This is a genomic window from Paenibacillus sp. FSL E2-0178 (genome assembly GCF_038593005.1).
In the GTDB taxonomy this organism is placed as follows: domain Bacteria; phylum Bacillota; class Bacilli; order Paenibacillales; family Paenibacillaceae; genus Paenibacillus_AQ; species Paenibacillus_AQ phytohabitans.
Genome location: NZ_CP151953.1, coordinates 4,825,300 through 4,849,195, shown reverse-complemented (window position 1 = coordinate 4,849,195; position 23,896 = coordinate 4,825,300). Strand labels below are relative to the sequence as shown.

23 protein-coding genes are annotated in these 23,896 nt (G+C 50.5%); 5 read left to right on the top strand and 18 right to left on the bottom strand.

Going from position 1 to position 23,896, the window contains the following annotated elements; all coding sequences use genetic code 11:
- Nucleotides 1-23 precede the first annotated feature (23 nt).
- On the top strand, nt 24-587 hold the full coding sequence (locus MHI42_RS21060) for a TetR family transcriptional regulator (RefSeq protein WP_171717699.1): 564 nt from the start codon (nt 24-26) through the stop codon (nt 585-587).
- A gap of 48 nt (nt 588-635) precedes the next feature.
- On the opposite strand, the gene MHI42_RS21055 is transcribed toward MHI42_RS21060, so the two are convergent.
- Complete coding sequence (locus MHI42_RS21055) at nt 636-1,142, bottom strand: hypothetical protein (RefSeq protein WP_171717700.1); 507 nt, start codon at nt 1,140-1,142, stop codon at nt 636-638.
- A 41-nt stretch (nt 1,143-1,183) separates the two neighbouring features.
- Nucleotides 1,184-4,732 carry a DUF3289 family protein gene (locus tag MHI42_RS21050; RefSeq protein WP_342420545.1) on the bottom strand — a complete coding sequence of 1,183 codons (3,549 nt, stop codon included), beginning with the start codon at nt 4,730-4,732 and terminating at the stop codon, nt 1,184-1,186.
- A 226-nt stretch (nt 4,733-4,958) separates the two neighbouring features.
- On the opposite strand from MHI42_RS21050, the gene MHI42_RS21045 reads away from it, so the two are divergent.
- Both MHI42_RS21045 and MHI42_RS21040 read left to right on the top strand, forming a co-directional pair.
- A complete protein-coding gene (locus MHI42_RS21045; protein WP_342420544.1) occupies nt 4,959-5,606 on the top strand; it encodes a glycosyltransferase in 648 nt (215 codons plus the stop codon).
- A gap of 309 nt (nt 5,607-5,915) precedes the next feature.
- Entirely contained in the window at nt 5,916-6,155 is a 240-nt protein-coding gene (locus tag MHI42_RS21040) for a hypothetical protein (RefSeq protein WP_342420543.1), read from the top strand.
- A gap of 27 nt (nt 6,156-6,182) precedes the next feature.
- Here the strand turns inward: MHI42_RS21040 and MHI42_RS21035 are convergent, their stop codons facing one another.
- Together MHI42_RS21035 and MHI42_RS21030 are read right to left on the bottom strand one after the other, a co-directional pair.
- Nucleotides 6,183-7,190 carry a phosphotransferase gene (locus tag MHI42_RS21035; protein WP_342420542.1) on the bottom strand — a complete coding sequence of 336 codons (1,008 nt, stop codon included), beginning with the start codon at nt 7,188-7,190 and terminating at the stop codon, nt 6,183-6,185.
- Nucleotides 7,191-7,231: 41 nt separating this feature from the next.
- Nucleotides 7,232-7,813: a TetR/AcrR family transcriptional regulator gene (locus tag MHI42_RS21030; RefSeq protein WP_342420541.1), complete on the bottom strand. Its 582-nt coding sequence runs from the start codon at nt 7,811-7,813 to the stop codon at nt 7,232-7,234.
- A 251-nt stretch (nt 7,814-8,064) separates the two neighbouring features.
- Between MHI42_RS21030 and MHI42_RS21025 the strand changes: the two genes are divergently transcribed.
- Nucleotides 8,065-9,219 carry an MFS transporter gene (locus MHI42_RS21025; protein ID WP_342424775.1) on the top strand — a complete coding sequence of 385 codons (1,155 nt, stop codon included), beginning with the start codon at nt 8,065-8,067 and terminating at the stop codon, nt 9,217-9,219.
- A gap of 63 nt (nt 9,220-9,282) precedes the next feature.
- Here MHI42_RS21025 and MHI42_RS21020 read toward each other — a convergent pair whose 3' ends face one another.
- From MHI42_RS21020 to MHI42_RS21010, 3 genes are all read right to left on the bottom strand, one after another.
- Nucleotides 9,283-10,227 carry a hypothetical protein gene (locus tag MHI42_RS21020; RefSeq protein WP_342420540.1) on the bottom strand — a complete coding sequence of 315 codons (945 nt, stop codon included), beginning with the start codon at nt 10,225-10,227 and terminating at the stop codon, nt 9,283-9,285.
- Entirely contained in the window at nt 10,224-10,781 is a 558-nt protein-coding gene (locus MHI42_RS21015; RefSeq protein ID WP_342420539.1) for a sigma-70 family RNA polymerase sigma factor, read from the bottom strand. Before MHI42_RS21015 ends, MHI42_RS21020 begins: the two co-directional genes overlap by 4 nt.
- A 175-nt stretch (nt 10,782-10,956) precedes the next feature.
- Nucleotides 10,957-14,565 (bottom strand): family 16 glycoside hydrolase, encoded by a 3,609-nt coding sequence (locus MHI42_RS21010; protein ID WP_342420538.1) that lies wholly within the window; start codon nt 14,563-14,565, stop codon nt 10,957-10,959.
- Between the two features lie 277 nt (nt 14,566-14,842).
- Between MHI42_RS21010 and MHI42_RS21005 the strand changes: the two genes are divergently transcribed.
- Nucleotides 14,843-15,388 carry a MerR family transcriptional regulator gene (locus tag MHI42_RS21005; protein WP_171717708.1) on the top strand — a complete coding sequence of 182 codons (546 nt, stop codon included), beginning with the start codon at nt 14,843-14,845 and terminating at the stop codon, nt 15,386-15,388.
- 94 nt (nt 15,389-15,482) lie between these two features.
- Here the strand turns inward: MHI42_RS21005 and MHI42_RS21000 are convergent, their stop codons facing one another.
- The 11 genes from MHI42_RS21000 to MHI42_RS20950 all read right to left on the bottom strand — a co-directional run bounded on the left by MHI42_RS21000 (nt 15,483) and on the right by MHI42_RS20950 (nt 23,890).
- Complete coding sequence (locus MHI42_RS21000) at nt 15,483-15,863, bottom strand: hypothetical protein (RefSeq protein WP_042140525.1); 381 nt, start codon at nt 15,861-15,863, stop codon at nt 15,483-15,485.
- 202 nt (nt 15,864-16,065) lie between these two features.
- Nucleotides 16,066-16,776, bottom strand: coding sequence for an ABC transporter permease (locus MHI42_RS20995; protein WP_342420537.1), 711 nt, complete (start codon nt 16,774-16,776; stop codon nt 16,066-16,068).
- The gene (locus MHI42_RS20990) at nt 16,773-17,618 is read right to left on the bottom strand and encodes an ABC transporter ATP-binding protein (protein ID WP_171717778.1); all 846 of its coding nucleotides are present in this window, start codon (nt 17,616-17,618) and stop codon (nt 16,773-16,775) included. The genes MHI42_RS20995 and MHI42_RS20990 overlap by 4 nt, the downstream gene beginning before the upstream one ends.
- Before the next feature lie 104 nt (nt 17,619-17,722).
- Nucleotides 17,723-18,658, bottom strand: coding sequence for a LytTR family transcriptional regulator DNA-binding domain-containing protein (locus tag MHI42_RS20985; RefSeq protein WP_342420536.1), 936 nt, complete (start codon nt 18,656-18,658; stop codon nt 17,723-17,725).
- Nucleotides 18,659-18,761: 103 nt separating this feature from the next.
- Nucleotides 18,762-19,169: a collagen-like protein gene (locus MHI42_RS20980; protein ID WP_342420535.1), complete on the bottom strand. Its 408-nt coding sequence runs from the start codon at nt 19,167-19,169 to the stop codon at nt 18,762-18,764.
- A gap of 178 nt (nt 19,170-19,347) precedes the next feature.
- Nucleotides 19,348-19,770: a VOC family protein gene (locus MHI42_RS20975; protein ID WP_171717712.1), complete on the bottom strand. Its 423-nt coding sequence runs from the start codon at nt 19,768-19,770 to the stop codon at nt 19,348-19,350.
- Nucleotides 19,771-19,846: 76 nt separating this feature from the next.
- The gene (locus tag MHI42_RS20970) at nt 19,847-20,899 is read right to left on the bottom strand and encodes a sigma-70 family RNA polymerase sigma factor (protein ID WP_342424774.1); all 1,053 of its coding nucleotides are present in this window, start codon (nt 20,897-20,899) and stop codon (nt 19,847-19,849) included.
- Complete coding sequence (locus MHI42_RS20965; protein ID WP_342420534.1) at nt 20,875-21,435, bottom strand: DUF4303 domain-containing protein; 561 nt, start codon at nt 21,433-21,435, stop codon at nt 20,875-20,877. The genes MHI42_RS20970 and MHI42_RS20965 overlap by 25 nt, the downstream gene beginning before the upstream one ends.
- Before the next feature lie 42 nt (nt 21,436-21,477).
- Nucleotides 21,478-22,224: a hypothetical protein gene (locus MHI42_RS20960; RefSeq protein WP_342420533.1), complete on the bottom strand. Its 747-nt coding sequence runs from the start codon at nt 22,222-22,224 to the stop codon at nt 21,478-21,480.
- A 14-nt stretch (nt 22,225-22,238) separates the two neighbouring features.
- Nucleotides 22,239-23,249: a hypothetical protein gene (locus tag MHI42_RS20955; RefSeq protein WP_342420532.1), complete on the bottom strand. Its 1,011-nt coding sequence runs from the start codon at nt 23,247-23,249 to the stop codon at nt 22,239-22,241.
- 68 nt (nt 23,250-23,317) lie between these two features.
- Nucleotides 23,318-23,890: a hypothetical protein gene (locus MHI42_RS20950; protein WP_342420531.1), complete on the bottom strand. Its 573-nt coding sequence runs from the start codon at nt 23,888-23,890 to the stop codon at nt 23,318-23,320.
- Nucleotides 23,891-23,896: the final 6 nt, after the last annotated feature.

Genomic DNA, 23,896 nt, shown 5'->3' with positions numbered 1-23,896 from the left:
CTCTAGAATAAGGATGATCGAACATGAGAAATGCCGAAGCGACACGTGAGTTAATTTTAAAGACCGCGATGGATGAGTTCTCCGCATTCGGCATTGCCGGAGCACGGGTCGAACGCATTGCCAAAACGGCCGGCTGTAATAAAAACCTGATCTATGTGTATTTTGAGAATAAAGAAACCCTCTTCACTACGGTTCTCCAGAGAAATCTTGACCGCGCGTTCGAAGATATTCCGTTTACACCGGGCGACCTCCCGGAATATACGGCCAAAGTGTTTGATTTTGCCATGGCGAATCCCGATGTAATGCGGCTGTTGATGTGGTCTAATCTGGAGAAAAGCACGGCCCGCCCACCCAAACGGGAAGACGCCCATATGCAGAAGGTCCAGGAGATCCGCAATGCCCAAGGCTCAGGCAGCATCGGCTCCGCCTTTCCCCCTAACTTCATCTTAACCTTAATTATGTCGCTCGCTACCGCCTGGTCGGAGTCCAATCCCTTCGGTCCTACGCTTGATCCGGATTCGCTCAAGAACCTTAAGGCCTTAAGAGAATCTATTATCCGGGCCATCACGGTGCTGCTCAGCGCATGAAATGCAAACAAGAAGAAGCCCCTATTTCAGGCGCTTCTTCTTGTTACCTCATTTGATCTCTACCCCGTACCAGCCATCCGCCAGTGTATGCAGCTTGTAGTTAACAGGCTCCTCACTATACGCCTTCTCGACCAGATCCTGACTGTCACAATATACAATATGATAGGTGCCGCCGTTCTCGCCTTCCCAGTCAAACACGAACCTTAGGAGACTCTTCCCGTTCTGTCTGCTGTACCTAAGAAAGTTCAGCTTGTCTTCTGATACCGCAATAATCTGCCCTACCTTGCCCTGCAGGTCCGCATCTACACCATCCAGGAACTGATGGCCCACAGCATTTCCGTTATTGGAGTAGATAAAGGTATTTCCTATATCACTCCGGTTATCGCGGCTGGTCATAAGAAGCTCGGTCTCATCCTTCACAGCCTCAAACAGCTCGCGATGATCCCTGTAAATATTATATTTCGCGCTGGAATGGTTATAGTTAATGATCACCCCTAACGCCACAATTATCACTGCAGCTGCAATGCCTATAAAGATGATTCTAGTGCGGCCCATAGCTCCACCTGCCTGACCTTTTCGGAATGAGACGCTTTGAATTAGTTAACAGAACCGCTGAAATACAGCTCGTAATCAATCGTTGTAATGAACGGCACATATTTGCCGTTGAAACGGTCGTAGTGCTGCAGCGTGAACCAATCCACAAATCCCGGCCAATTAATCTCATCATCTGCGTCCAGGCCGAAATGATCATAGAAATGGAACACCAGCTTCCCGCTGAACTGGTCTCCGGCAATCTTGAAGTCCTTAATAGTAATATTATTGCCATGGAAGGCATGAATCGCCAGGGATAACGCCAGATTGGTCTTCTCCGTAAACACCGGATACGGGCTGTGTGAGAATCCGCCCACGTAATCATAAACAACCTTCTTGTTCGCACTTGGGTTATACTCCAGCTTAGACAGGTCGCCATTACTATTGTGCAGCTCCTGGACCACGAAATCACGGATTAATTGCACATAATTCTCGGTGCTGGAGTCACTTATGACTGCATTATCCAGCTTGCTGTTATGATACTTGATATATTTGTCCGTGCTGAAGGTGTCACCGTCGGAAACCGATGTACCTTCATTACTGCGGTTATCGTATCTGAACGTCGAGATCAAATCGCTCAGAACGGAGCTCATATCGTCACTCGCACCGGTTTTGCCGACGGAGAACAGGAATGCCATTTCGCCCCAGATCATGGCTTCCGGCGTAATCCTGGCCACAGAGAACACCGGGCCCAGCTTGAATAATTCACTGTAGGTGTAGTCATTGAACGTCAGGTCATCCGATACGGTATAATCTCCTCGCGGAGCATCCTTGAGTACTCCCTCCCTGTAATCTGACTGAAGGATCAATGCCTCATTAACATCTGGAGTCAGCCTTCTGGGATCCACTGCGTCGTTCAGACCATCGCCGTCCGTGTCTGTCAGATTAGGATTAGAATACATATAGGCATAGACCTTATCGCCGGCTTTCAGAATGCGGACCTCTTCACCATCCTTGAGCCCGTCGTCATCGCTGTCCGCATCCAGGTAGTTCACTCTGACCACCGCACCGCCTGTACCTAGACGCAACCGGCCGGCCTGCATTTCTTTCTCATGATAGTCACTAATGCCGTCCATGTCTGTATCTTTGTATAAGTCCGAGGTCTCGGCGATCGTATCGAAGATCCCGTATAAATGGTCGGCGTTGCTCGCATGATAGTAGCTGCCGCCGGTGCCCTGCGCCATATTTGTCAGTACACTCGTCGATACACTGCTGCCGAGCCCTACCGTATAAATAACGATTTGATTATCAGCGGCCTGCTTGGTCAGCGATGTATTGTAAGTGCCGTCCCCATCTGTAAGCATAATAATATACTTCAGGACATCTGTTCTGCCGCTGGCGGTGAACAAATTAATTGCACTTGCAATTCCGCTAGTCAGGCTCGTTCCGCCGTTACTGTCAATCTTCCCTGCGGCTGTATTCAAAGCTGCCTTATCAGAGGTGAACGCGGATAATACCTTGGCGGTGTCGTCAAAATCAACAATAGCGCCCCGGTCACTTCCTGTCAGCAGGTTGATGAACTGTCTGGTTACGCTGGTTCTCACATTGCTTCCATCATTGCTCGACATGCTGCCCGAGGAGTCGATGACGAAGACAATGTCCATCCCCGAATATTGCTCTTCTCCCTCATCATACAGGAACTTATACTGCCATACAGTATCGTATACGGTTTTGTTTAATAAAATGTACTTTGAAAAGTGTCCCGTCTCGGCCGAAACCACATTCCCCGTAACCTTCTGATTGGGCAGCTCTTCAAATAACTGCGCAGCCTCATTGAAATAGTAGATCCGCGGAACGAAGTTCGCTGTATTCAACAAGCTATCATCAAGTTCGAAGGAAATCGTCGCCTTCTCAAAGGCTCCGTTTATTGAGAAATTGTAGCCTTGATCGATATAGCCGGGGATCGTTGTATCATTAAGAATGCCGTCCTGAACAGGATCTACAGATAAACTGCCCACCTGTTCCGCACTGACCCCTTCAACGGTAACGCTGGGAACTGCTTTGGCATCCGCAGCTTCAACCGCAACCGTTCTCGAGAACTTCGCTTCGATCACGAGCGGGTTGCTTCCGATCTTCACCTCCCAGGCGTCCGACAGCCCGTCGCCATCGGTGTCCGCCTTCAGGGGGTCCGTCTGATACGTCTGAACCTCTTCGCCGTCCGAAAGACCATCGCCGTCCGTATCCGCGCTGATCAGGCTCGTCTGATAGGACAACTCTTCCAGGTTGGTTAATCCATCGTTATCGCCGTCTTCGTCACCATCCAGAATCCCGTCCTGATTACTATCCTGTTCAAGCGGATTCAGCTTCAATACGATGATCTCATCCCGGTCGCTTAATCCGTCTCCATCAGTATCTTTACTGGTAACGGAAAGGCCATAATGTTCTTCGTAATAATCGCTAATTCCGTCGCCGTCGCTGTCCTGCTCCCGGTCAATCCCTAAGTTATCCAGATTATTCTCGTCGAAATTCACGATGATATACTCTTTGGCAACCTCAGAACCATCGCTTAATTGCGCACTTAGCTTCAGCAGATTATAGCCGACACCCAGCCCTATGCCTTCCACGGACCAGACCCCACTTACTGGAATAGCTCCTTGCTGCAGGACCGTTTTATTTTTATCAGAAGTCTGATAGGTAAAGGTCTTGATGCGCGATGTCCCTCCCAGTGTTCCCGACAGCTTGTCCAGCTTCGTTCTCAGGAAGTAATAGTCACCGTCTGCGCTATTCTGAAGTTCTAAACCGTACGTATCCAGCTGCACGGAGACTTCCTCCGGTTCAGGTACTTCTTGCCGGGCCGCAATCTGCGTCAGCTCATAGCCCGCAGGTTCATTGACTACATTTCCCGGATTCCCGGAGAACCCGAGTGTCAGCGTCTCCCCCGGCTGAATATTGGCGTTGTAGCCTGCATTATGTATGACGTAATGATTACCGGTATGCCCGGTGATTTCGGCCGTCCAGAACCGTTCCAGATTCCCCTCATAATCAAAACTCAGCTTCCAGTCCTCAATGGTGGTCTGCGATAGATTCTTAATGGCAATTTCACCGTTAAAAGCGCTTCCCCAATCACTCGTCACTGTGAAGCTTGTTTCATAGTCTCCTGCCGGCACAATCTGTTCGCTGCCTTGCATATCAAACGCTGACGGAAGGACCAGTTCCCCGTCATACTTCGCCGTGAAGCCAAAGTTCACACTGCTGCCCGCAGGAATGTCCTGGTTGCTCCCTGCATTCTTGATTACATAAGCACCATTCATATAGGCCTGCACAATCGCGTTCCAGATATTAGTGATCTCATAGGGCTGGTTAAAGCCCAGTGTCCAATTCTCAATCGTCCGGTCGCCCGTATTCCTGATGGTGACATCCGCATTGAATGCCCCCTCCCACTTAGAAGAAATGGTGTAGATTACCTCGTAACCCTCTCCCGTGTAGACCGTTTCTTGCTGACCGCCCGTTGAGTTCTCTTGAGCCAGGGCAGGCTTGAGCGGAATGAATGATAATACCAATACTAGAGCTACTAATAGAGCAAAGCTTCGTTTCATAATGCTTTTCCTGAACATCGCTACCGTTCCTCCTCATATGATTACAAATAATAGTTCGAATACTGATGTAATGTCATGGAGTATTATGAATCTATGATATTTGCAAATAGAGGATTAGGCAACAACAAATGGAAGAAAAGTAGAAGAACGACAAAAACACAATGTCCTATTCTGCATATAACCTCCCGCTTCAGCCATAATAATACAAGCCATTTCATACGCACACATAAAGGAGCAGATGAATTTGAAAAACAAATGGCTGCTGGCGTTAACATTGGTGCTCATGCTCACCTTGACGCAAGCAGCAGGACCCCTACAGGCACAGGCTGGCGGCAAGCAAGAAGCGGTTTGCTTCAGCCCCAAGATGGTTCAGCTGAAAAGCGATATGCAGAAGGTATGGATTGACCATACCATATGGACGCGAAGCTATATTGTCAGTGCCATCTCTAATAACCCGGACCAGAAGGACGTACTGAACCGGCTGCTGAGAAACCAGCAGGACATAGGCGATGTATTCAAACCGTATTACGGGGAGGCTGCCGGCAATAAGCTGGCAGAGCTGTTGAAAGAGCATATTGGGATTGCAGGCAAGATTGTAGCAGCCGCCAAAGCGGGCAATCAGGCTGATCTGAAGAAGCTGCAGGCCGATTGGCATAAGAATGCCGATGAGATTGCAACTTTTTTGAGCGCACTGAATCCAAACTGGCCGTTTAAAGCGGTGCAAGAGATGCTGTATGAGCACCTTCAGTTAGTTACAGACATTGTGCTGAGCTGCCTCAAGGGGGACTGGGCAGCAGATATTGCCGCAACCGACAAGAACGAGATCCATATGATTCATTTAGCGGATGTTCTGACAACGGGCATTATCCAGCAGTTCCCGGAGAAGTTTTAGGAAGCGTAATACACACTGTTTGCACAGCGGCTTTTCATAATCGCCCGGAAGGGGATTGTGGAAAGCTTTTTTATGTGTTTAGCCATAGCAGAGCAACAGAGTGAATTGGCAGGATATATTAACCCCCTAATTCCATCCTGTCAAGAAATAATTTGTGCGGGTGCGGCATTGCGGGGTATGCCCCCTAAACCTGCCAAGTATGAATGAATTTGCGGGTATGAGGACTGGGACTGCTTTTTCCATTTCGTCCGGCCTCGCGTAAAATTTGCTACAAGCCTAATTACGAATCCTAGAAAGGAAGTGCTGTGCATGAACAGCGTGGATATAATCCGGTTTGTGGTCCTTTACGGTCAAAAGCCTGAGTTTGAATGTTACGGATACATGGAGCTGAATCAGGAGGGCCATATGATTGCGATCTACAATAATACTGGTGAGGAAATAGATATGTATGGGGGGCATGAGCTTGTGCGGGTACGGACGCTTGGCAAATTTGATGACGAGGACCGCGATAATTTCTATTCCTTGTTGGAAAGTGACGGTGTAGGTTAATTCCGCCGGGTTAACCTGCGCATCCGCCTAAATGTCCCCAAGAAGCGCATCAAGCTGATCCCAATGCTCGGCAGTATAAATCATTTCTTCGGCAAAACGAACAGGAACACTGCTCGACGATTCGAGCGACGGCTTGATCCACCAAAGCGATTCGATGCACCATACATACTTGACTGCCCGCAAAAGAGCGCCCGGCGGCAGCGGGTGTACACTACGGTAGCCTTCAGCGAAAGCAGCAACCGCATCCCTGCGGAATCCGCTCCCGCCGAGTGTGCCGGAGAGGACCGCCCGCCCGAGGTCCAGCGCCGGAAACGAGTAGCGTGCCCGGTCGAAGTCAACGATGGCTGTCAGCGCGTCCCCTTCGAACAGCAGGTTGTCCGCCCACAGATCAAGGTGGGCCCAGCCCGCTGTCAAAGGCGTAAAGTCCTGATCTCCAAGTGAATCAGCAACCGCCTTCTGTAATTGCAGCGCGTTCCGGACACGCCCGGACGAGCTGCGGGCTGCCTCCCAGCTTACCTCCCAGGCGAGCTCCATCTCCTCGCGTGACAACTGCCAGGCCGGTTCACCCGCCGGCACTGCTGCTCCGACCCCTGATGCCGCCGCGGCACCCCAGACGGTATGCATATCCGCAGCAGCCCGCCCGAGTGAATGCATTCCCTGCTCACCGATCCTGCCGGCAGGCACCATAGCACCCGGACAGCATGTCATGACGGTCATGTATCTTCCGCAGGGCAGGATGTGCATGCAGCGCCCTTCCAGCGTTAACGGCTCAGGACACGGTCCTCCCGACTGATACCACAGGAGCTGCAGCTGCAGCGCATGCTCAATCTTGCCGCGAAACTCCGGATCCTCCATCTTGAACCGCCCGGGGTGATAGCTTTTGGCGAACAGCCGCCCCTTGCTCGTCCCGATAATCCACTTCTCGTTCATCAGCCCGCGATTTACACGCCCGGCAGACAGCAGCTCAGCCTCAAAATGCTTCTTCAGCCAGCCTGCGATCTCGCCAATTAATTGGTCCTCAGTCGTCAGCAGCATTCTAAGCCAACCCCTCTAATCAGATTCCCCTATTCATGATTCTATCTCAACAATGTCAATATTTCTCTGACAGAATTATCAACGAAGGTCCGCTCAGGCCGGGATTTCATGAACACAGTCAGTCCGATTAATGATATGACCAGTGTCTGCGCCAGACTCTTTGCGTTAATGACGGGATTAAGCTCACCTGAACGCAACCCCCGCTCAACCGTTTCCTGGAAAATTACCGAGAGATACATCTGATGTTCTCTGGTCAGGATTGCAAATTTCTCATCATGAGGCGCAAGCTCCACCATCGAGTTGAGGCAAAAGCATCCCCAGTTCGGATCTTCCCCATATTCCTTTGCCACTAGATTCTCAAAAAAACTGCGGAATGCTTCTTTAACAGAAGAATTAGTCTGGAGTTTGCTCCGTATAGAGGCAGCATGAGCACTCGTATATTTGCGCAGCGCAGCTTCAAATAGTCCTTTTTTATCTCCAAAAGCGGAGTATAGGCTGGGGCGCTGAATGCCCATTCTTGAAGTCAAATCGCTCAAAGAGGTAGCTTCGAATCCTTTTTCCCAGAATAGCTGCATCGCTGCATCCAATACCTTGTCTTCATCAAATTCACGTTGCCGGGCCAATATAACCCCTCTTTTCATATCGTTCAGTATATTATAATTCTATTGTTCACAGATTTCATTGTCAATCAGATTGCGATTATGCAATAGATATTGACAGTTATCATTTATCAGGGTTACATTTATCAGGGATTATTTTATACCGTTCAGTATGAAATGAAATCTCTTGCCCACATAGAATTTAAGGAGGTGTCACTTTGGAAAAGGCAGTCGAACAACCGCTTGCAGCATCCGAATCCGCTCCAGTATCTCCAATGTCCCGGAGTGTTGCGCTCTTATTTGCCATCGCCTGCGGATTGGCAGTCGCCAATATTTATTACGCGCAGCCCCTGCTGGACGCTATCTCACAAGAATTCGGGATTACTCATTCCTCCGTTGGCCTTGTTATTACCATTACTCAAGTCTGTTACGCGCTTGGACTGCTATTGCTGGTGCCCCTCGGTGATTTGTTGAACCGCCGCTGGCTGATCGCCGGACAGATGCTAATATCCGTCCTGGCTCTGATTGTGGTTGGCACCGCCCCTACCAGCAGGATATTATTCATAGCTATAGCTGCGGTTGGATTGCTTGCCGTAGTCACACAGACACTGGTTGCCTTCGCGGCAACTTTGGCAGACCCGGCTGAGCGCGGACGTACTGTAGGTGTTGTGACAAGCGGAATCGTTATAGGTATTCTGCTCGCACGGACTTTTGCCGGAGTATTAACGGATATAGCCGGTTGGCGCTCTGTCTACCTGGTCTCTGCGGGATTAACGCTAATCATGGCTGGCGTATTGTTTCGGGTGCTGCCCAAGGATGAGCCCTCAAGAGAAGCCTTGTCCTATCTGCAGCTGCTGCGTTCGCTGTTCACGTTATTCGCAATGGAGCGAATTCTGCGCATCCGCGCTGTACTGGCTCTGCTGATTTTTACCGCGTTCAGCATATTATGGACTTCCCTGGTACTGCCGCTCAGCGCTCCGCCGCTGTCTCTATCCCACACTGCAATTGGCGCGTTTGGACTCGCCGGAGTGGCTGGAGCATTGGCAGCAGCGCGGGCAGGCCGTCTTGCCGACCGGGGTTTAGGGCAGAGGACTACTGGCGCGGCATTGATTCTGCTGCTTCTGTCATGGCTGCCCATAAGTTATACGGTGCATTCACTTCCCGCGTTAGTCGCAGGTATTATCCTTCTTGATCTGGCAGTACAAGCTGTGCATGTCACCAACCAGAGCATGATTCTTAATTTGCACCCGGAGGCACGCAGCAGGCTTACTGCCGGTTATATGATTTTCTATTCCATAGGCAGCGCCACCGGGTCCATCGCATCCACCAGCATCTATGCTTACTCAGGCTGGAACGGAGTATGCTTGTTAGGCGCAATCATCAGTGCCCTGGCGCTGCTATTCTGGGCATTAACCCGCCGCCTCAAATAGATAAATATAAGGCCGCCCTTACAGGCGGCTCACGGCTCTCTTATATTCAGTGCTTTGCGCAGACTAATTAAGCTTCTTCACCTCGATCACCTTGCTGCTAAACTGGTACGTTACACTGACATTCTCTATAATCTCCGTATCCTGATAGGCCAGGGAACCCTCGAACTCCAAGGTATCATTGTCCTTCCAGACGATGTTACTGGCATCACTATAATTTTCATAATCCGGGCGGATCCATGTGTCTATTTCCTGCTCCGCCCCATATTTGACTCTTGCGGATTCTATTAATTCCGGACTGGTTCTTCCTGCTTCCACATTAATAATCTGCACAAATTCACTTTTATTAGAACAGGTGACGACCGCAACTAACCTCTTATCGGGGGAAGGAATCATCTCTGTGATATACATAGAGGGTGCAGAGAAGCTTGAATATTCCTCCAGCTTATTGTCTTTGATCCTCCATAGGACATTCTGGCTTCCATAATCCGAATAATGATTAAATAACGTAAATAACATACTGCCGTCTGCCAGTTTAACAATATACGGACTCCGGTAACTTTGTGAGAGAATATCTATAGCAAAAGCAGCCGCATCGGCGATTTTGGGATTCTCATTTCCTGCAAACGGCTGAAGTTTATTCAGTGCCTTTGCTCTTAAGCTTGGATCATTGAAGCCTTCCACCAGCCGGTTGATAGCAACATATACATGTTCTTCATTATCACTTTTGAGGGCCTGCAGAAATTTCATCCCGTCATACTTGGGAGCGGGCAGTAACTCCATGTCTTCAGCTCTCAGATAACGGATATACGGCTCTGCGTTCTGATTCTTATAATATTCGGTTGCTAATAAAGCGGAAGCGGTTGAACTATAGAGTACAAGACAGGCAACCAGAGCCACCCACTTTTTAGAAAAGCCTTTTTTCCTTTTCTCCGCTCCGCTCGATCCGGCTGCTTCAATTAAATCCTCATCCATGAGTCCGATCTCGCGGTATAACTCTTCTCTTTTCACAGGTGAACTCCCCCCTTGGCTAAATGAGCTCTAAGCTTATTTCTTGTTCTGAAAAGAATGGACTTCACTTTACTGCTGCTCATCTGAAATCTCATAGCGAGTTCCTCTATGGAATCTGAATACCAGTACCGCCTAATAAATATATTTCTGGCTTGCTCCTCTATGCCATATAGAAATTCATTGATCAAGCTTGCGGTTTCACCCGCTTCATATTCTCCTTCTACCGTATCCGGGGAAGCTATGCATCCTTCCAGTTCGGTTAGAATAGCATCAAACTGACGGTTGCGTTTCTTGGCTGTATTATAACTATGTCTATCGAGCGCTATATTACGGGTGATTCTTCCTAAAAAAATAGATAGCTTCCCGGGCATCGTAGGCGGAATTGCATTCCACGCTGCCAGGTATGTATCATTCTCACATTCATCAATATCTGAGAGATTGGATAGGATGTTTCTGGCAATCACTCTGCAGTAAGCCCCGTATTTCTTCTTGGTCTCTACAATGGCCTGCTGTGAACGCTGTAAGTATAGGTGGACTATTCCCTGATCTTCCATCTGTCATTCTCCTTTTAATCTCTTATCTATACAGTAGGGAATTGTTGGAACGGGTTGCACTTATATTATAATTCTCACAGAAAAAATCCCAGCGCATAAGAAGTATCCCTCTTATCAGCCAGGATTAAGATATAATCTATAGGTTGTAGCCTCTTTAGAGCAAATTAAAAGGGTATCATATGGCGTTCAGTATAAGCGTGTCATCCTCCTCACCGGGTTCAGGTGCCAGACTTACAGTAATATCTACAGTCAGGGTATCCGTTATAGCGGTATCCGTCCAGGACGCTCCGTCCCATATCTGCTTCAGATAGGTCACCGTTATCTTGAAATCACCTGCCAAAGAGGGAGTGTACTCGGCCTCATATACCTCTTCAGTTACCGTAAATACCCCGGGCTTGCCCGCCTCCGTGGAGCTCCACGCTACCGGGTGGTACCGCTCGTCGCCGGTGATTGGCGATGTGTTGCTCTGATTGTAGCCTTCAGCTGTCAGGATGACCATCTGACCCGCCACTGCACTGCCTGGACTGACACTAAGACTATTTCCTTCAGCGCTGACCGCCGTATATACGTCCTGGGTCACCGTCTTGTTCGCAGCGGATTGCACCTTCTGTATCCCTGTAACGCGGGCATTATCGAACACAGCATTCTGGGAGGTTGTTCTGAAGCCGATTCTCCCAGCGGTTAATTCCGTTAGCGGGTTCGTCCATTCGAGCTTTAACTGGCCGTCCACATACCCTATGATCCGGTTTCCTTTGATGACCGCTTTTAGGGTATACCACTGATTCGCGGCCGCATCGGCGAACATCGTGCTGGACACAGAAGTCAGCGTTCCGTTTACCGCCTTGAACAGCTCCAGCTTCTTGTCGTTCACATTCATCCGGTACATATAATAGTTATTGGCATCCTGCACCCGGAAGAGGATACCGGCATTGGCATTCGCGATGGGAACCTTTACTTTGGCTTCCACCGCAACATCCTTCCACGAATCCCCGGCTGTAATGAGTGCCGTAGTATTCCCCTTCGTCTGGATCAGCGCCTTCGTGTTACCATCTGTTGCCACATTCCAGTTACCCACGGCAGCCGTCCACCCTGCGGTATCCCCATCTTCAAAGTTGTCGGTGAACCGGACGGAATTCGGATTCGAATCGATAGGCGTTTCATCCACATCCGTAACCTGGAGCGTGAAGCTCCTCGCCACAGACAGTCCGCTCGCATCAACGCTCTTCACCCGGATCTTATAGCTGCTCTGGGCCTCATAATCCGGCGTGGTCCGGAGAATCAGCGTGTCCCCCAGCGGAGGGATGGAGAAGCTGCTGTTATCGGCATCCCCTTCTCCCGGAGTCAGTGCATAAGTAAAGGTATCTCCCGCATCCGGATCGGTTGTAGCGAAGGCTCCGACTACGCCTCCCGGAGTGGTAAGCTCCGCAACACGGGTAGCGCTCAGCGTAATATCGGTTGGCGGATTATGAATCTCGGTTACCTTGGCATCGTCAAACCAGATACCCGCCGAGGTGGTACGGAAGCCGGCCCCCCCGGAGGTGAGTTCAGTGTTCGGATTACTCCATGTAGTCTTTAATTGTCCGTCCACATACCCTTTGACCGTATTCCCCTGCACCGTTACCTTTAGCGTATACCATTGATTCTTCACAGGGGTAAAAGAAGTCTCGGATACAAGTGTCAGTGCTCCAGCTATAACTTTGTACAGCTGCAGCTGGCTCTTGCTTGCATCGATCCGGTACATATAGAAATTCTCCTGATCCTTCACCCGGAAGACAATGCCTGCGTTCTCACTTGTGTTATTAAAGGGTAACCGCGTTCTGGCTTCATAGGTGTAATCCGTCCAGGGAGCACCGGCATTCGCAGTAATGAGCGCCGTCTGCGTCTTGCTGGTGGAGAGAACCTGATTCCCTCCGTCCGCTGTCACCGCCCAGCTGGTTGTGCCTGAATGGATCGTCCAATCCGCAATATCCCCATCTGTAAAGTTATCGCTGAACAGCGGCTGTTCAGAGTTGGCGAAGACTACGCCGCTCACATAATCATTGCGGATGGTCGCCTTCAGGTCACTCATATTCTGCGCGAGCTTGCCTTTGACCACGACATCCGTAAACGTCACCCCGTTCACCATTCCGCCCTTGAGCGGTTGCCCCCGCAAGAACGACGTCTGCGTTCCTGTTTCCCGGACATTAATGTTCTTGAACAGGACATTGCTTACATCGCCGGCAGTGACAGTGGAGACATAGAGCCAGAAATTGCCGAATTGCATGCTGCGGACCCGCTCGATATCAATATTCTCGTACGTAATATCCTTGGCATAGCCCTCCACCGGAAGTGTATTTAGGGAATAGCCATGATCTACGAAGAAAGCCCGGGCGCTATTATACACGTACGAATTGCGGAAGGTTACACCGATCTGCGGTGTACATACGCCCATGCCAATCTTGAAGGCCGCAGCGCGGGTCCAGGCCAGACTGTCGTCAAAGGTCACTCTTTCCAGCTGCTCAATTGCTCCCGGCCAATCCTTGGACATTCCTTTCTGCGGCCAGGTTTTGGTGGAATACGTATCATCGTTGGAGATGGCAATGGCATGCTTCACCAGCACATCCTGACTTTCATTGATATCCATAGCGTCTTCCTCAATAGGGCCATACACGCTCTGGAATCCCTTGTAGTTGGTGATCTTCACATGGTCCGAGCGGACCACCATGAACGCCCAGAAGCCGCCATCGCGCAGGATTAATCCGTCGAAGGTGAAGTTGCTGGTCTGCATCGGTACCAGCAGATTATTGATGAACCCCTCACCGTTCTTGTGCTGCCGCTCCTCCGGCAAGCCTTCCTTCCGCGGCGGATTCACCATCTTGCGGCTGCGCATCTCGATCCCTTTCCCGTCAATGGTGCCGCGTCCGCGCATCGTAATATTGCTGGAATTCACCGCCGTGGTGATGAAATACGTTCCATCGGAGATCGTATCCTTGCGGAAGTCATTCCGGTAATCCTCGCCCCTGCCCGTGCCGACAATGACAGCTCCGCCAGCCAGGTAGAAGGTAACATTGCTTTTCAGGGTCAGATTGCTGCTCTTATACACGCCCGCCGGAATGTACACCGTACCGCCCCCGGCCTGATTGGCGTCGTCAATCGCCCGCTGGATCGCATTCGAGGTTATCGTTGCCCCCGTTGTGTCTGCATGGTACGGTGCAGCAGTTACATTGTAGATTCCCGGACCGGAGGACGCGGGAATATTCGTCTCCAGCGGATCGGCAGCGATGACGAGCCTTTTCCGGTGCTTCGTCCGGTCGGTTTCATCGTAATTTTCATTAGGGTCTTCATTGATATCTACAATGACATAGGTCGAGGCAGACAGGGTAAAGGTCAGCTTGTTCTTGCTCCCGTTGACGGTCCCCTGGATGTTCTTGGCCAGCGGGCTGATCGAATACGATTCAATCGGCTTGTTGCCCAGCGTCGTAACTTCAATACTGACCGTTCCGTCGAAGGAGAACCCGGCGTAGTCGTATTCAGACTGATAGTTAATGACGGGAACTGCTTCATTATTCACTTTCAGTGAAAAAGCACTGGATGCAGTATAGATCGAGGGCATCGGGTAGTTCTGGATGACCGCGGGCCCGGCTGCTGCCTGCGGCACAGATGCAGGATCAGCCGCCTCTGCGGTATCCGCTGAAGACACCCCGTAGTTGGCAGGGCTTTCGGCCGCACCGGCTGTCTGCGGGATGAAACCTGTGAATGTGACTGCAAGCGCTAGTAGAAGACTCATTACTTTTCTCGTAAGCATAAATACCTCCTCTAGATCCATATTGGCTCCTTCACAACCTCACATACGGAGTTATTCCTTACTATAATCCTGGTCCATGAAGAAAGGAGCGTGGCAGGCCCACTCTCCAGGGATACAATTATACTGTGCTGTATGAAATACACTGCTCTCTGGAGAGCAGGAAAAGTCGTAATAACACTTTGCTTAGCGAATCAGCACTTCCTTTGTCACCTGTGCAGGGGGCCGCCAAAGAACAACGAATTACTCATAGAAGGACTACTAAACTGGAGGGATTGAAATGGAAATTCTGAAAACAAAGGAAGCTGCGGAGCTGCTGTCCGTTAGCCAGACTACGATCAAACGCTGGGCGGCCATGTTCCCCGATTTCTTTCCAAAGGACCGTCTTGGGCATTATACCTTCTCGGAGCGGCAAATCAGCCAGCTCAATCATATTAAAGACCGTATTAATCAGGGGGAAGCGCTGGAATGCATCCATCTGGATCTCACGAATGACAACCTGCCGGCGGGCCCGCTGCAAGAGAATCTAAGCCCGGATACAGACGGTGACCCTATGAATAAAATATGGTCCCGGATCGGGTATATTGAACACGCACTGGATCAGAAAGCAAACGAGGTAGTTTCGGTACAGCTGCTCCAGCAGCGTGCTGAACTTGAGGATATGCGTGTAATGATTAAGCAATTATCCGCAACGCTGGAAACGATGCAGAAGCCCGGCAGTAAATCCCTCTCCACATATGAAGAGCTTCATCCGGTTGCCGCTGGCAGGCTGACGTCTCCGCCAAGGAAGCGCGGTCTATTGCGCTCTTTTTTTCCATTCCTATAGCACTATCGAACGCTACTCTGCCGCCTCTTCACACAAAAAAGGTGCGACAAGCCCGGTTCATCACCAGACGCTCGCCGCACCTTCACTCTCTAGCTTAAATTAAGGCGTTGAAATGGCCATCCGCATCCACCGTTGCTGTCCGGGGATCGGTGAGACCGATACCCTTGAAGCCTCCCGTTCCTTCATTGCGCCAGAGGGGGAGGTGATCCTGAAGCGGAGATGCCGGTACGAAATTGGCAGGGGTGCTGCTTCCGCTCTTCAGTACGAGCTGGGACTCCAGCAGCCGGATTTGCCGCTGCAGCTGCTCCCGCCGGTACGGAGTCTGCATCTGACTTCCCTGTGCCGCATTCACTTTATCCAGTTCCATCATCAGCTGGTTGCGCTGTTTCTCCAGGGAACTGACATCACTCTGTGTACCGCCATAGGCCGCTATGGGCTGTACGGAGCTAATGCCTGATACTGTCTGTGCCGCCATGATCTTTCCCTCCGTTTCCTTGGCTCCTGCTCCAAATTCAGCCAAATTCGTAAGTTCTAATCATCTTTATTACCCCGCGTGCCCCGTTATGACAACATCAGAACTGCAACTGGACAATAATCGTCGTATAGTCTCAGCCGGCCGCTTGTTTCGGACCTACCAAAGACCCACCGGAGACTGGCTAAAGTCCCTTCAGAGCCCCTTACTCGTCCTTCAACCGCCGCACATACAGAACAACAGACACAACCGTTAATACAACCGTCCATGCCAAAATAATGAGGAGAGGCTTCAATACATCGCCTGTCGTATACCCTGCATTGCTCAGACCCAGCAAATGCACCAGCTGACTGCTGGGCATGTAATCCAGCACCTTGAAGACCGGGTAATCCTTGGCCAGTACTGCCCCCCAGGGTGCACCGGTGAATATGAACGCCACCGGGAGTATAGATAATGAGGCTTCAAGCACCGTCTTGGAGAATAAACCGCAGATTGTCCCGGCTGCTGTGTATAGAATAATCGACAGAATGATTGCGGCCGTAAACGTTCCTATATTGGCCGGCTCATAGCCCAATATATACGTAGAAATAGCCAGAACAATAGCGGACATGACAAAGACTAGGCTGCTTTTACCGATCAGAACATCCAGGGTCGTGGCCGGAGTCAGCATTAATGACCTTAAAGTGTTACGCTCCTTCTCCTCTGCGATCAAGCAGGCTTGTGCCAGACTCGTCAGGATCACTAACGATGTATTCAGAAGGAAACCGATCGCTCCAGGTAAGGCTGAGCCTGCACTTCGAAAAAGAAATGCGAAGAGTATAGGAAACACCAGAATAATCGAGATCGCGTAATTGCGCGAGAACTCTTTGTAATCCTTCACAAATATTGCCCGGGCCCGTTTCAATGAGATACTCATAGCAGCTCACTTCCTGTCATTTTAATGAAAATATCACCCAGACTGGGCTCTTTCGTCTCGATCCGGTCAATGAGCCCCCGCTTCATCCAATCCGCGATTCGATCCGCCGTCTCCCCACCGATTGGAAGCTCATAAGCTTCCCCGTTGGTTAAGTCAACACTAACTGCATGCTTCCGGTGCTGCCGTTTAAGCTCCTTCGGTGAGCCGATAACCTGAATTTGTCCCTGATACAGAATGGCTACACGGTTGCACATCAATTCTGCTTCCGCCATATCATGTGTAGTCAGAAAAATCGTTGTCCCTTTCTCATTCAGGTAGCGCAAGCCTTTATAAATATGCGCGGAGTTCACCGGGTCCAACGCCGAGGTAGGCTCATCTAAGAATAATAATTCCGGCTCATGGATAATCGCGCAGGCCAGCATAACACGCTGACGCATCCCCTTCGATAGGAGATTGACTTTCTTTTTGCGCTCCCCGCTTAAGTTCACAAACTGCAGTACCTTATCGACCGCAGCTTTGGGAAGATCGTATAACTTACGGTACAGCTCCAGATTCTCCTCAACCGATAACCGCTCATAGAGTCCGCTGTTATCCGTCAGAATGCCGAAGCGCATCTTCTGGGCAGACTGCCGCATCCTCTCCGCCGGCTGGTTAAATACACTTGCCTGTCCGCTTGTCGGATTTAGCTGTGCCGTGAGAATCTTGATTAATGTTGTTTTGCCTGCGCCACTCGGACCGAGAAACCCAAAAATTTCTCCCTTAGGAATAGAAAAAGATACATCTGCTAACGCATCCTTTGGTCCAAAGCTCTTGCGGACACGTTCTACCTGGATAACCTCCATGAACTCCACATCCTTAGCGTTGATGGCATAAATATATAAAGAATGCATGCTTCCTGCCATCAAAACCCGCCGAAATGTAGCTGTAACCGGCTGAATGGTACCCTTTAAATGTTCAGCAGTGTCTTTAATTCCTGCAATTTCGAGCGGGATAACGGAACCACGGCATCCTGGCTTGTGTTTAACCGCAGGCTGTAGCTGTTCTTCGTCCAGGTAATAATCTCTCTTACCTTTTGCAGATTAACAATGTAGGAGCGGTGACACCTGAAGAACCCGAAATTCAATAACCTCTGCTCCAGCTCGGTCAGCGTCAGCGCACAGTCATAATTCTCCCCGCCCACATGAACAAGAATCGAACCCTCTACACTTTCTATAAAATCGATCTCAGGCGGATTAAATAAAATCACCTTGTCATTGCGTTTGGTAGAGATCTTCTGCAAGGTGATATTAGGCTCGTCCTGCTTATGTACATCCTGCTTGTCCTCTTCGGAGTCCCGGATATCGAGCGGATGGAATCCGGACTCGTTCAACCGGTAAATGACATCACAGGAAATCAGGGCATCCTCTAAATTTGAAGTTAGAATTAAAAGCTGCTTTTCTCTCGACAAGTCATCCAGAATCCGTTTGAATTGACGGCGGTCCTGTTCTTCCAGGTAAAAGTAGGGCTCCTCCAGGACAAGTGCAGGCTGATACGCAAAAAAGACACGCAGCAAGGTTACATACACCCTTTTGGACGGGCTGAGATCCTTGATTTTTACCTTCCGTTCTTCTTTTAATGCAAAATACTCCATGAGCGAAGCGGCATGCTCCTGCCTCTCCGACACATGAATTAAAAATGTGATTAGCTCCTCTACCGTTAAACGCATGTACTCGCCTTGCTGCACCCGAAATAAATAAAACCCGGCATGCTCCGCTAATTGATTCATTACAAGCTGCTTCCGCTTCAAGTCCGTTATAATGCCAACCGGCTGGCCCGGTGTCATATTGAATTCGATCTCCGGCAGGAATAATTCCCCGCCTTCATACATGGGTTGAAATTGCATACCGTCCTCCTGGTCAATGCTGCTATAGATATATATGCCAATTATATAAGTACCGCAACAAAGAGAACAGCCCTTATGCTGTTCTCTTCCGCTGTCTGCCTTATTAGAAGCAGGTGAACGAGCTGACCCGGTTCAGATCAATGCCGAAGTACGTCCAGAAGAAACCGGTCCATCGGAACCCTGCAATTGAACTGCGCCCGACGAATATCGGGAAGAACCAGAATTGCTCGCCATTGTTCAGCCAAATGTATGTGTTGCGGAACAGGCATCGTCTGATTCCCCCGGCGTCGATGGCGAATGTGGTAGCCGGCATTTGCGGCACGAATTGCGGCGGGGGGGCCGTCGGCGCCTGAACGCCTCCCGGTCCGCCCCCCGGAGGTCCCGGAGTCCCCGGAAATCCGCCGGGACCTCCACCTGGAAACCCAGGTCCTCCAGGTCCTCCCGGCACGCCAGGTCCTCCCGGAATCCCCGGAAATCCTCCGCCGGTTCCCGGTGTTGGAAAAAATCCCATATGTGATCGCTCCTTTCAAGTGAGTAGGCATAATCATCATATGCATTCGCGGAGAGGGTGCTTGGGCGGATGCCCATAGTAACATGCGCCTGACGTAAATTCAGACTTCACACAGAATAACTCCACAACTATCAAAAAAGAGCCGCACCCTCAGCGGGTGCAGCTCCTTATCCGTCATTCAGTCTTCAAGCTCCGTATATATTTGAAAGGTCACGCCGAATTTGTCCGTTACATCACCAAACCCGGGGCTGAAGGGTTCTTCTTTGAACGGCATATTGACCTGACCCTCCTGCCGCAAGGCTTCATAGATCCGCTTGGATTCTTCTACATCATTCGTTGTAACGCAGATAGTAACCCGTTTCCCGGTTTCGACAGGTGAACCGCCTGGAGCATCGGATAACATAAGCTCCGTACCTCCCACCTTTAGCTTGGCGTGTGCTACAAGACTCCTCAGATCGTCCGTGAATGTGCCCGGCATGTCCGGCATGTCACCGTAAGTCATCATAGAGAGGACTTGTGCGCCGATGGCTTGTTCATAGAACTGAATGGCTTCCTTTACCCGGCCCTCCAAAGTAATGTAAGGGGTAAGTTTTACCGTCATAAGATTGTTCCTCCTTGAGTTTGGATTGAACCCGCATTTGTGATTCATTAGTATAGACGATAAGGCCGCCGCAAACTCATCGGTCGATTGAAAAATTCTGCCTCGCGTCCAAATCTGCCGGTAATCCAAATCGCAGAAATAACTCAGGATCAATGAAATGATGGATATGAGCGATCTTTCCCTGTTTCAGCTCCGGAATATGAATGCTCCACGGAACCAGCCGCCCATCCGGTCCGGCGGGTACATACTGGGCAAAAGCGGGGCAATCCCCGTTAGCCCGGACCGGCAGCAATCTGGAGCCCAAACAATGGCTGCGTGTAATAGTGTAGAATGACGACAGATTAGAGCTGCCGCGAACCCACATCGTAAATGGCGGCATCGACAAGCTGCCGTTCTCGTGGAATAAGGCCAACAATGCATCAATATCATACTGTTCGAAGGCTTCCATATAACTTGCAAGCACTTGTTGATCTGCCTGGGCATCTCCCCCTTGTAACTCCTCGGACCGGAGATTGGACCGGGCGATACCCGACCGGGCCCGCTGCACAGCACTGTTGACGGCTGCCGTGGTCATTCCCATCGCATGTGCTGCCTCGTTAGCCGACCACCGGAAGACATCAAGCAGGATCAGTACAGCGCGTTGCCGGGGCGGCAGTATTTGCAGGATCGCAATAAAGGATAACCGGACGGTCTCCCTGCTGACCACGATGTTGGCCGGGTCGGTAGCATTATCGGGGGCCGGCCATATCCAGGAATTCCGGGGCAAGCTGTCACTGGGCTCCTTAATAATAGCCGCGGGTTCAGAGAGATCCATCGGAAGTGCCCGCCGCTTGGCATTCCTCAGCCTGTCCAAGCAAACATTAGTGGCAATCCGGTACACCCAGGACTTACGCGAAGAATCCTGCCGGATCTGGTCCCAGCTCTGCCAGGCGCGGAGCAAGGTATCCTGCACAGCATCCTCTGCTTCAAAGATGGACCCCATCATCCGGTAACAATATCCGGTTAGTTCAGAGCGCAGCTCCTCAAGCATGTCTATTCCATGCTTTTGGCTCATATTACGTTTCCTCCTTTGGGGTCGGTTAGAGTTGCCGGAAGCAGATGCTGCTACTCGGCGGCTTCCGCCAGCCAGGCTTGCATAGCCGGAGAATCCGCATGGTTCAAGCGCAGGGCGATTTCAGTATTGATCTTATCCGGCGGCATGACCTCGACAAGGACGCATATGGACTCCCGCGGTTGATTCAAGGTAAACACACCTTGATCATCGAGCATTTTCATAGCCAGCTCCATTGCCTTCAGCCTCATATCAAACTCGCGGTTACCCTCGTCCTCTTCAAGCTCCCAGATGGAAGGGCGCTCCATAAACAATTGTTTGATGCCGCCAAAGTTCTCATCCCCGTAGCAACAATAGGGTGAATCGGCGTAGGACCATTTGATGAGCTCCGCAATCGTTGCTTCCGGCGCGCCGCTTTCTTCTCCTTGTCTGGCTGCTTCCCGCTCCAAAGCCTCCCATGACCAGGCGGAGAGGCTTGGCGCATGTCCCTCGCCGGTAGTATATAGCGTACAGTAATAGTAACGTTCACCATTTTCAAAAAGAGTCCGAAAAGACGTTCTGGCAGCATCGGCAATCGCTAACGCCAGCGACTCCATTGCTTGCATCGGCTTCATGGCATGACTCTCCTTTCCGTTAGCCGGGCAGCACCCAGATGATCAGTTATTGTCTGCAACCGCTTCGCACCCATTCGACAAGAGCCACTGCTCCATAACGGCAAACGCCTGCTCTGCATCCTGTTCATAGAAGACGGCCACCTCTTGCTGGTAGGCATAATTTAATCGTACATAGCCGCCCAGCTGCCTATAGAACAGGAAGCAGGCATAGGCATTCTCAATGGACAAATCCGGCGGAAATTCCTTTTGGCATAATTCGGCCAGTCCGGGCAGCGTAAGGAGTCGCTGCCCTTGGGGCAAACGCAGAAAGTGATGGCTCCGGGTACCCGTCCACGGTTCATAATAGACGGGCTCCTCCTGGCTTCTCCCATACACCTGGCGATATATTTCGTCCAGCACCAAGGCGTACCTCGCTTCATCTTCCGGCTCCCGTGCCTGCAGGGAAGTCGCCTCTACGCGCTCCGCATGCCGGGGCAGCCAGAGCAGACCATCCATCCGGGGATGCACGGCCAGAAAATCACCATCCACCGTTGTGCCTATAACAATACACTCGCCGATCTGCTCTTCAGTAATAGGACTGTCATCGTCATGCTCCCATAACCCGTACTCCGCAAAAGGCTTAAGTACCTCCGCATCCGGAAACTGGACATTCATCCACCCTCTATAAGTCCCTTCACCGAATCGCTGCAAGAACCGAAGGTAGGCTGGTGGATACACAGTAGCAGCTTCCTTCGCAAGCACCTGGTTCTGGCCCTCAGACAGCGGCTTTGGCCGGGATACGATGTACATAAATACTTCCCCCTTTATTGATAACCCAGTGCCGCTAAGGATTGCTGTATTTCCCGGTCTGCTTTACTTTTGAACGTTGCAAACTCTACAGAGGATAATGAACCCGGAAGCTTCTGATGGATAAAGGAATCATAATCGATCGCTGTTCCGAGAATGCGAAGGGTGTGCAGTGAAGGCAGCTGGTCCATTCCCGTCAGACGGGTTAAGCCTTTACAATTCCTGATCGACAGCTCCTCCAGTTCATTCATTTGCTGGTCAAAGCTGATTGTCTGCAGCTGGATTTGATCCTCAATCACAAGTCTCTCCAGTCCTTGAAAGGCTGTAATATTAGTCAGATCATGAAAACCCCGGACCCGGGTGATCTCCAGGTTCCCGATGGTATTCTCTTCGATTTCCTGAATATGCTCCCGGCCTCCAAGCAGAATGCGCAGATGCTCCAGCTTCCTCAGCCGGTTAACGAAATGCAAGGGCTGCTTGCTGACCGAATGCAGCGCGAGATAATTCAAGTCCTCCAGATCACCTATAGCCTCAAGGTTTTTTACCTTGCCCCCTACATGAAGCTCTTCCAGATCAGAGTACTCTTTGAAATGTTGGAGGTTGAGCATCTTTTTATCCGACATAATGGTTAATTTATTCAGAGTGCGCAACGTATCAAGCCCCAGAATTTCCGGGTTCTCCAGCTCGTATATGCCTATACTTAGACTGCGCAGGTGCTCCAAGTGGTCCAAGGCATCGGTATGATGGGCCTGAGTAAGGCTATCGAGGTGCAGCATTTTGACATTAGGGACCCGCAAGAGCGTATGACAATCAAAAGACAGCGAATAGTGGGCATAGAAGCGAACTCCGAAATTCTCATCCCAGCGCGCACAAAGCTCATCCACTTCTTCCAATATAGAGCCATAGAACTCGGGGTGTGAGAACTGTACAATGACCTGGTTGCCTTCGCGCAAATCCTGCTCCATCTGTATCCGGTCCAGCGTAGCCGGATTATTGATCAGAATCCGTTTTTTCCATATTTTCCGCACACGTGATCCTCCTATTTATATAATCCGCTATGCCTTCATTTGTCCATTTCTGATTCACCGTCACTACTTCAGAATTCATACTTCTTGAATCGTTCTCCGAGCGTTTCTTCGTACGGGACCCACTCCCAATCGCACCATAAAGACATGCCTGTGAGCTCTGACAGCTTATCTACGGCTTGTTCCGGGCTTGTAATCCCAATAAAGCCGTCAAAATCCTCATGGCGGATATCCAGCGCCCGCTGCAAGTAGTCATCATCGATGCGCTCTTCCTGAAGTTGTTCATATTCATCCCTCGTCCACTGCTCACAAAAGATTCTTTCAGCCTGAATGTCTCCATTCTCGAACAACGACAGCTCGAATATCTCCTCATTTATATATCCGGCAGTCATCACTGGCTCTCGGGTAAGCCGGGACAGCGTTCTGCCGATCTCCTTGACCGTACCCCATACAAAATAGTCATGGAGCACGCTGATCCAGTTCTCATTGCTTTTGCTTACATACATTTCAACTTTGCTCTCTGGAGCCCCGTCCTTTGACTTGCCTAACACTGAAGCATGCCCTTCGCTTAGCTCCCTTAAAGCCTCGACAGTCTTCTCAAGATTGTTCGACTTGATATGCAAATTTGCAAATGATCTCCCCACGGGGTG

What these genes read in the sequence shown, in the direction of transcription:
- MHI42_RS20980 (WP_342420535.1), bottom strand. Translation starts at nt 19,169, where the DNA reads ATGGGATTTTTTCCAACACCGGGAACCGGCGGAGGATTTCCGGGGATT.
- MHI42_RS20960 (WP_342420533.1), bottom strand. Translation starts at nt 22,224, where the DNA reads ATGTACATCGTATCCCGGCCAAAGCCGCTGTCTGAGGGCCAGAACCAG.
- MHI42_RS21005 (WP_171717708.1), top strand. Translation starts at nt 14,843, where the DNA reads ATGGAAATTCTGAAAACAAAGGAAGCTGCGGAGCTGCTGTCCGTTAGC.
- MHI42_RS21040 (WP_342420543.1), top strand. Translation starts at nt 5,916, where the DNA reads ATGAACAGCGTGGATATAATCCGGTTTGTGGTCCTTTACGGTCAAAAG.
- MHI42_RS20995 (WP_342420537.1), bottom strand. Translation starts at nt 16,776, where the DNA reads ATGAGTATCTCATTGAAACGGGCCCGGGCAATATTTGTGAAGGATTAC.
- MHI42_RS20965 (WP_342420534.1), bottom strand. Translation starts at nt 21,435, where the DNA reads ATGAAGCCGATGCAAGCAATGGAGTCGCTGGCGTTAGCGATTGCCGAT.
- MHI42_RS21055 (WP_171717700.1), bottom strand. Translation starts at nt 1,142, where the DNA reads ATGGGCCGCACTAGAATCATCTTTATAGGCATTGCAGCTGCAGTGATA.
- MHI42_RS20975 (WP_171717712.1), bottom strand. Translation starts at nt 19,770, where the DNA reads ATGACGGTAAAACTTACCCCTTACATTACTTTGGAGGGCCGGGTAAAG.
- MHI42_RS21015 (WP_342420539.1), bottom strand. Translation starts at nt 10,781, where the DNA reads ATGGAAGATCAGGGAATAGTCCACCTATACTTACAGCGTTCACAGCAG.
- MHI42_RS21060 (WP_171717699.1), top strand. Translation starts at nt 24, where the DNA reads ATGAGAAATGCCGAAGCGACACGTGAGTTAATTTTAAAGACCGCGATG.
- MHI42_RS20990 (WP_171717778.1), bottom strand. Translation starts at nt 17,618, where the DNA reads ATGGAGGTTATCCAGGTAGAACGTGTCCGCAAGAGCTTTGGACCAAAG.
- MHI42_RS21025 (WP_342424775.1), top strand. Translation starts at nt 8,065, where the DNA reads ATGTCCCGGAGTGTTGCGCTCTTATTTGCCATCGCCTGCGGATTGGCA.
- MHI42_RS21050 (WP_342420545.1), bottom strand. Translation starts at nt 4,732, where the DNA reads ATGTTCAGGAAAAGCATTATGAAACGAAGCTTTGCTCTATTAGTAGCT.
- MHI42_RS21000 (WP_042140525.1), bottom strand. Translation starts at nt 15,863, where the DNA reads ATGGCGGCACAGACAGTATCAGGCATTAGCTCCGTACAGCCCATAGCG.
- MHI42_RS21035 (WP_342420542.1), bottom strand. Translation starts at nt 7,190, where the DNA reads ATGCTGCTGACGACTGAGGACCAATTAATTGGCGAGATCGCAGGCTGG.
- MHI42_RS21010 (WP_342420538.1), bottom strand. Translation starts at nt 14,565, where the DNA reads ATGCTTACGAGAAAAGTAATGAGTCTTCTACTAGCGCTTGCAGTCACA.
- MHI42_RS20985 (WP_342420536.1), bottom strand. Translation starts at nt 18,658, where the DNA reads ATGCAATTTCAACCCATGTATGAAGGCGGGGAATTATTCCTGCCGGAG.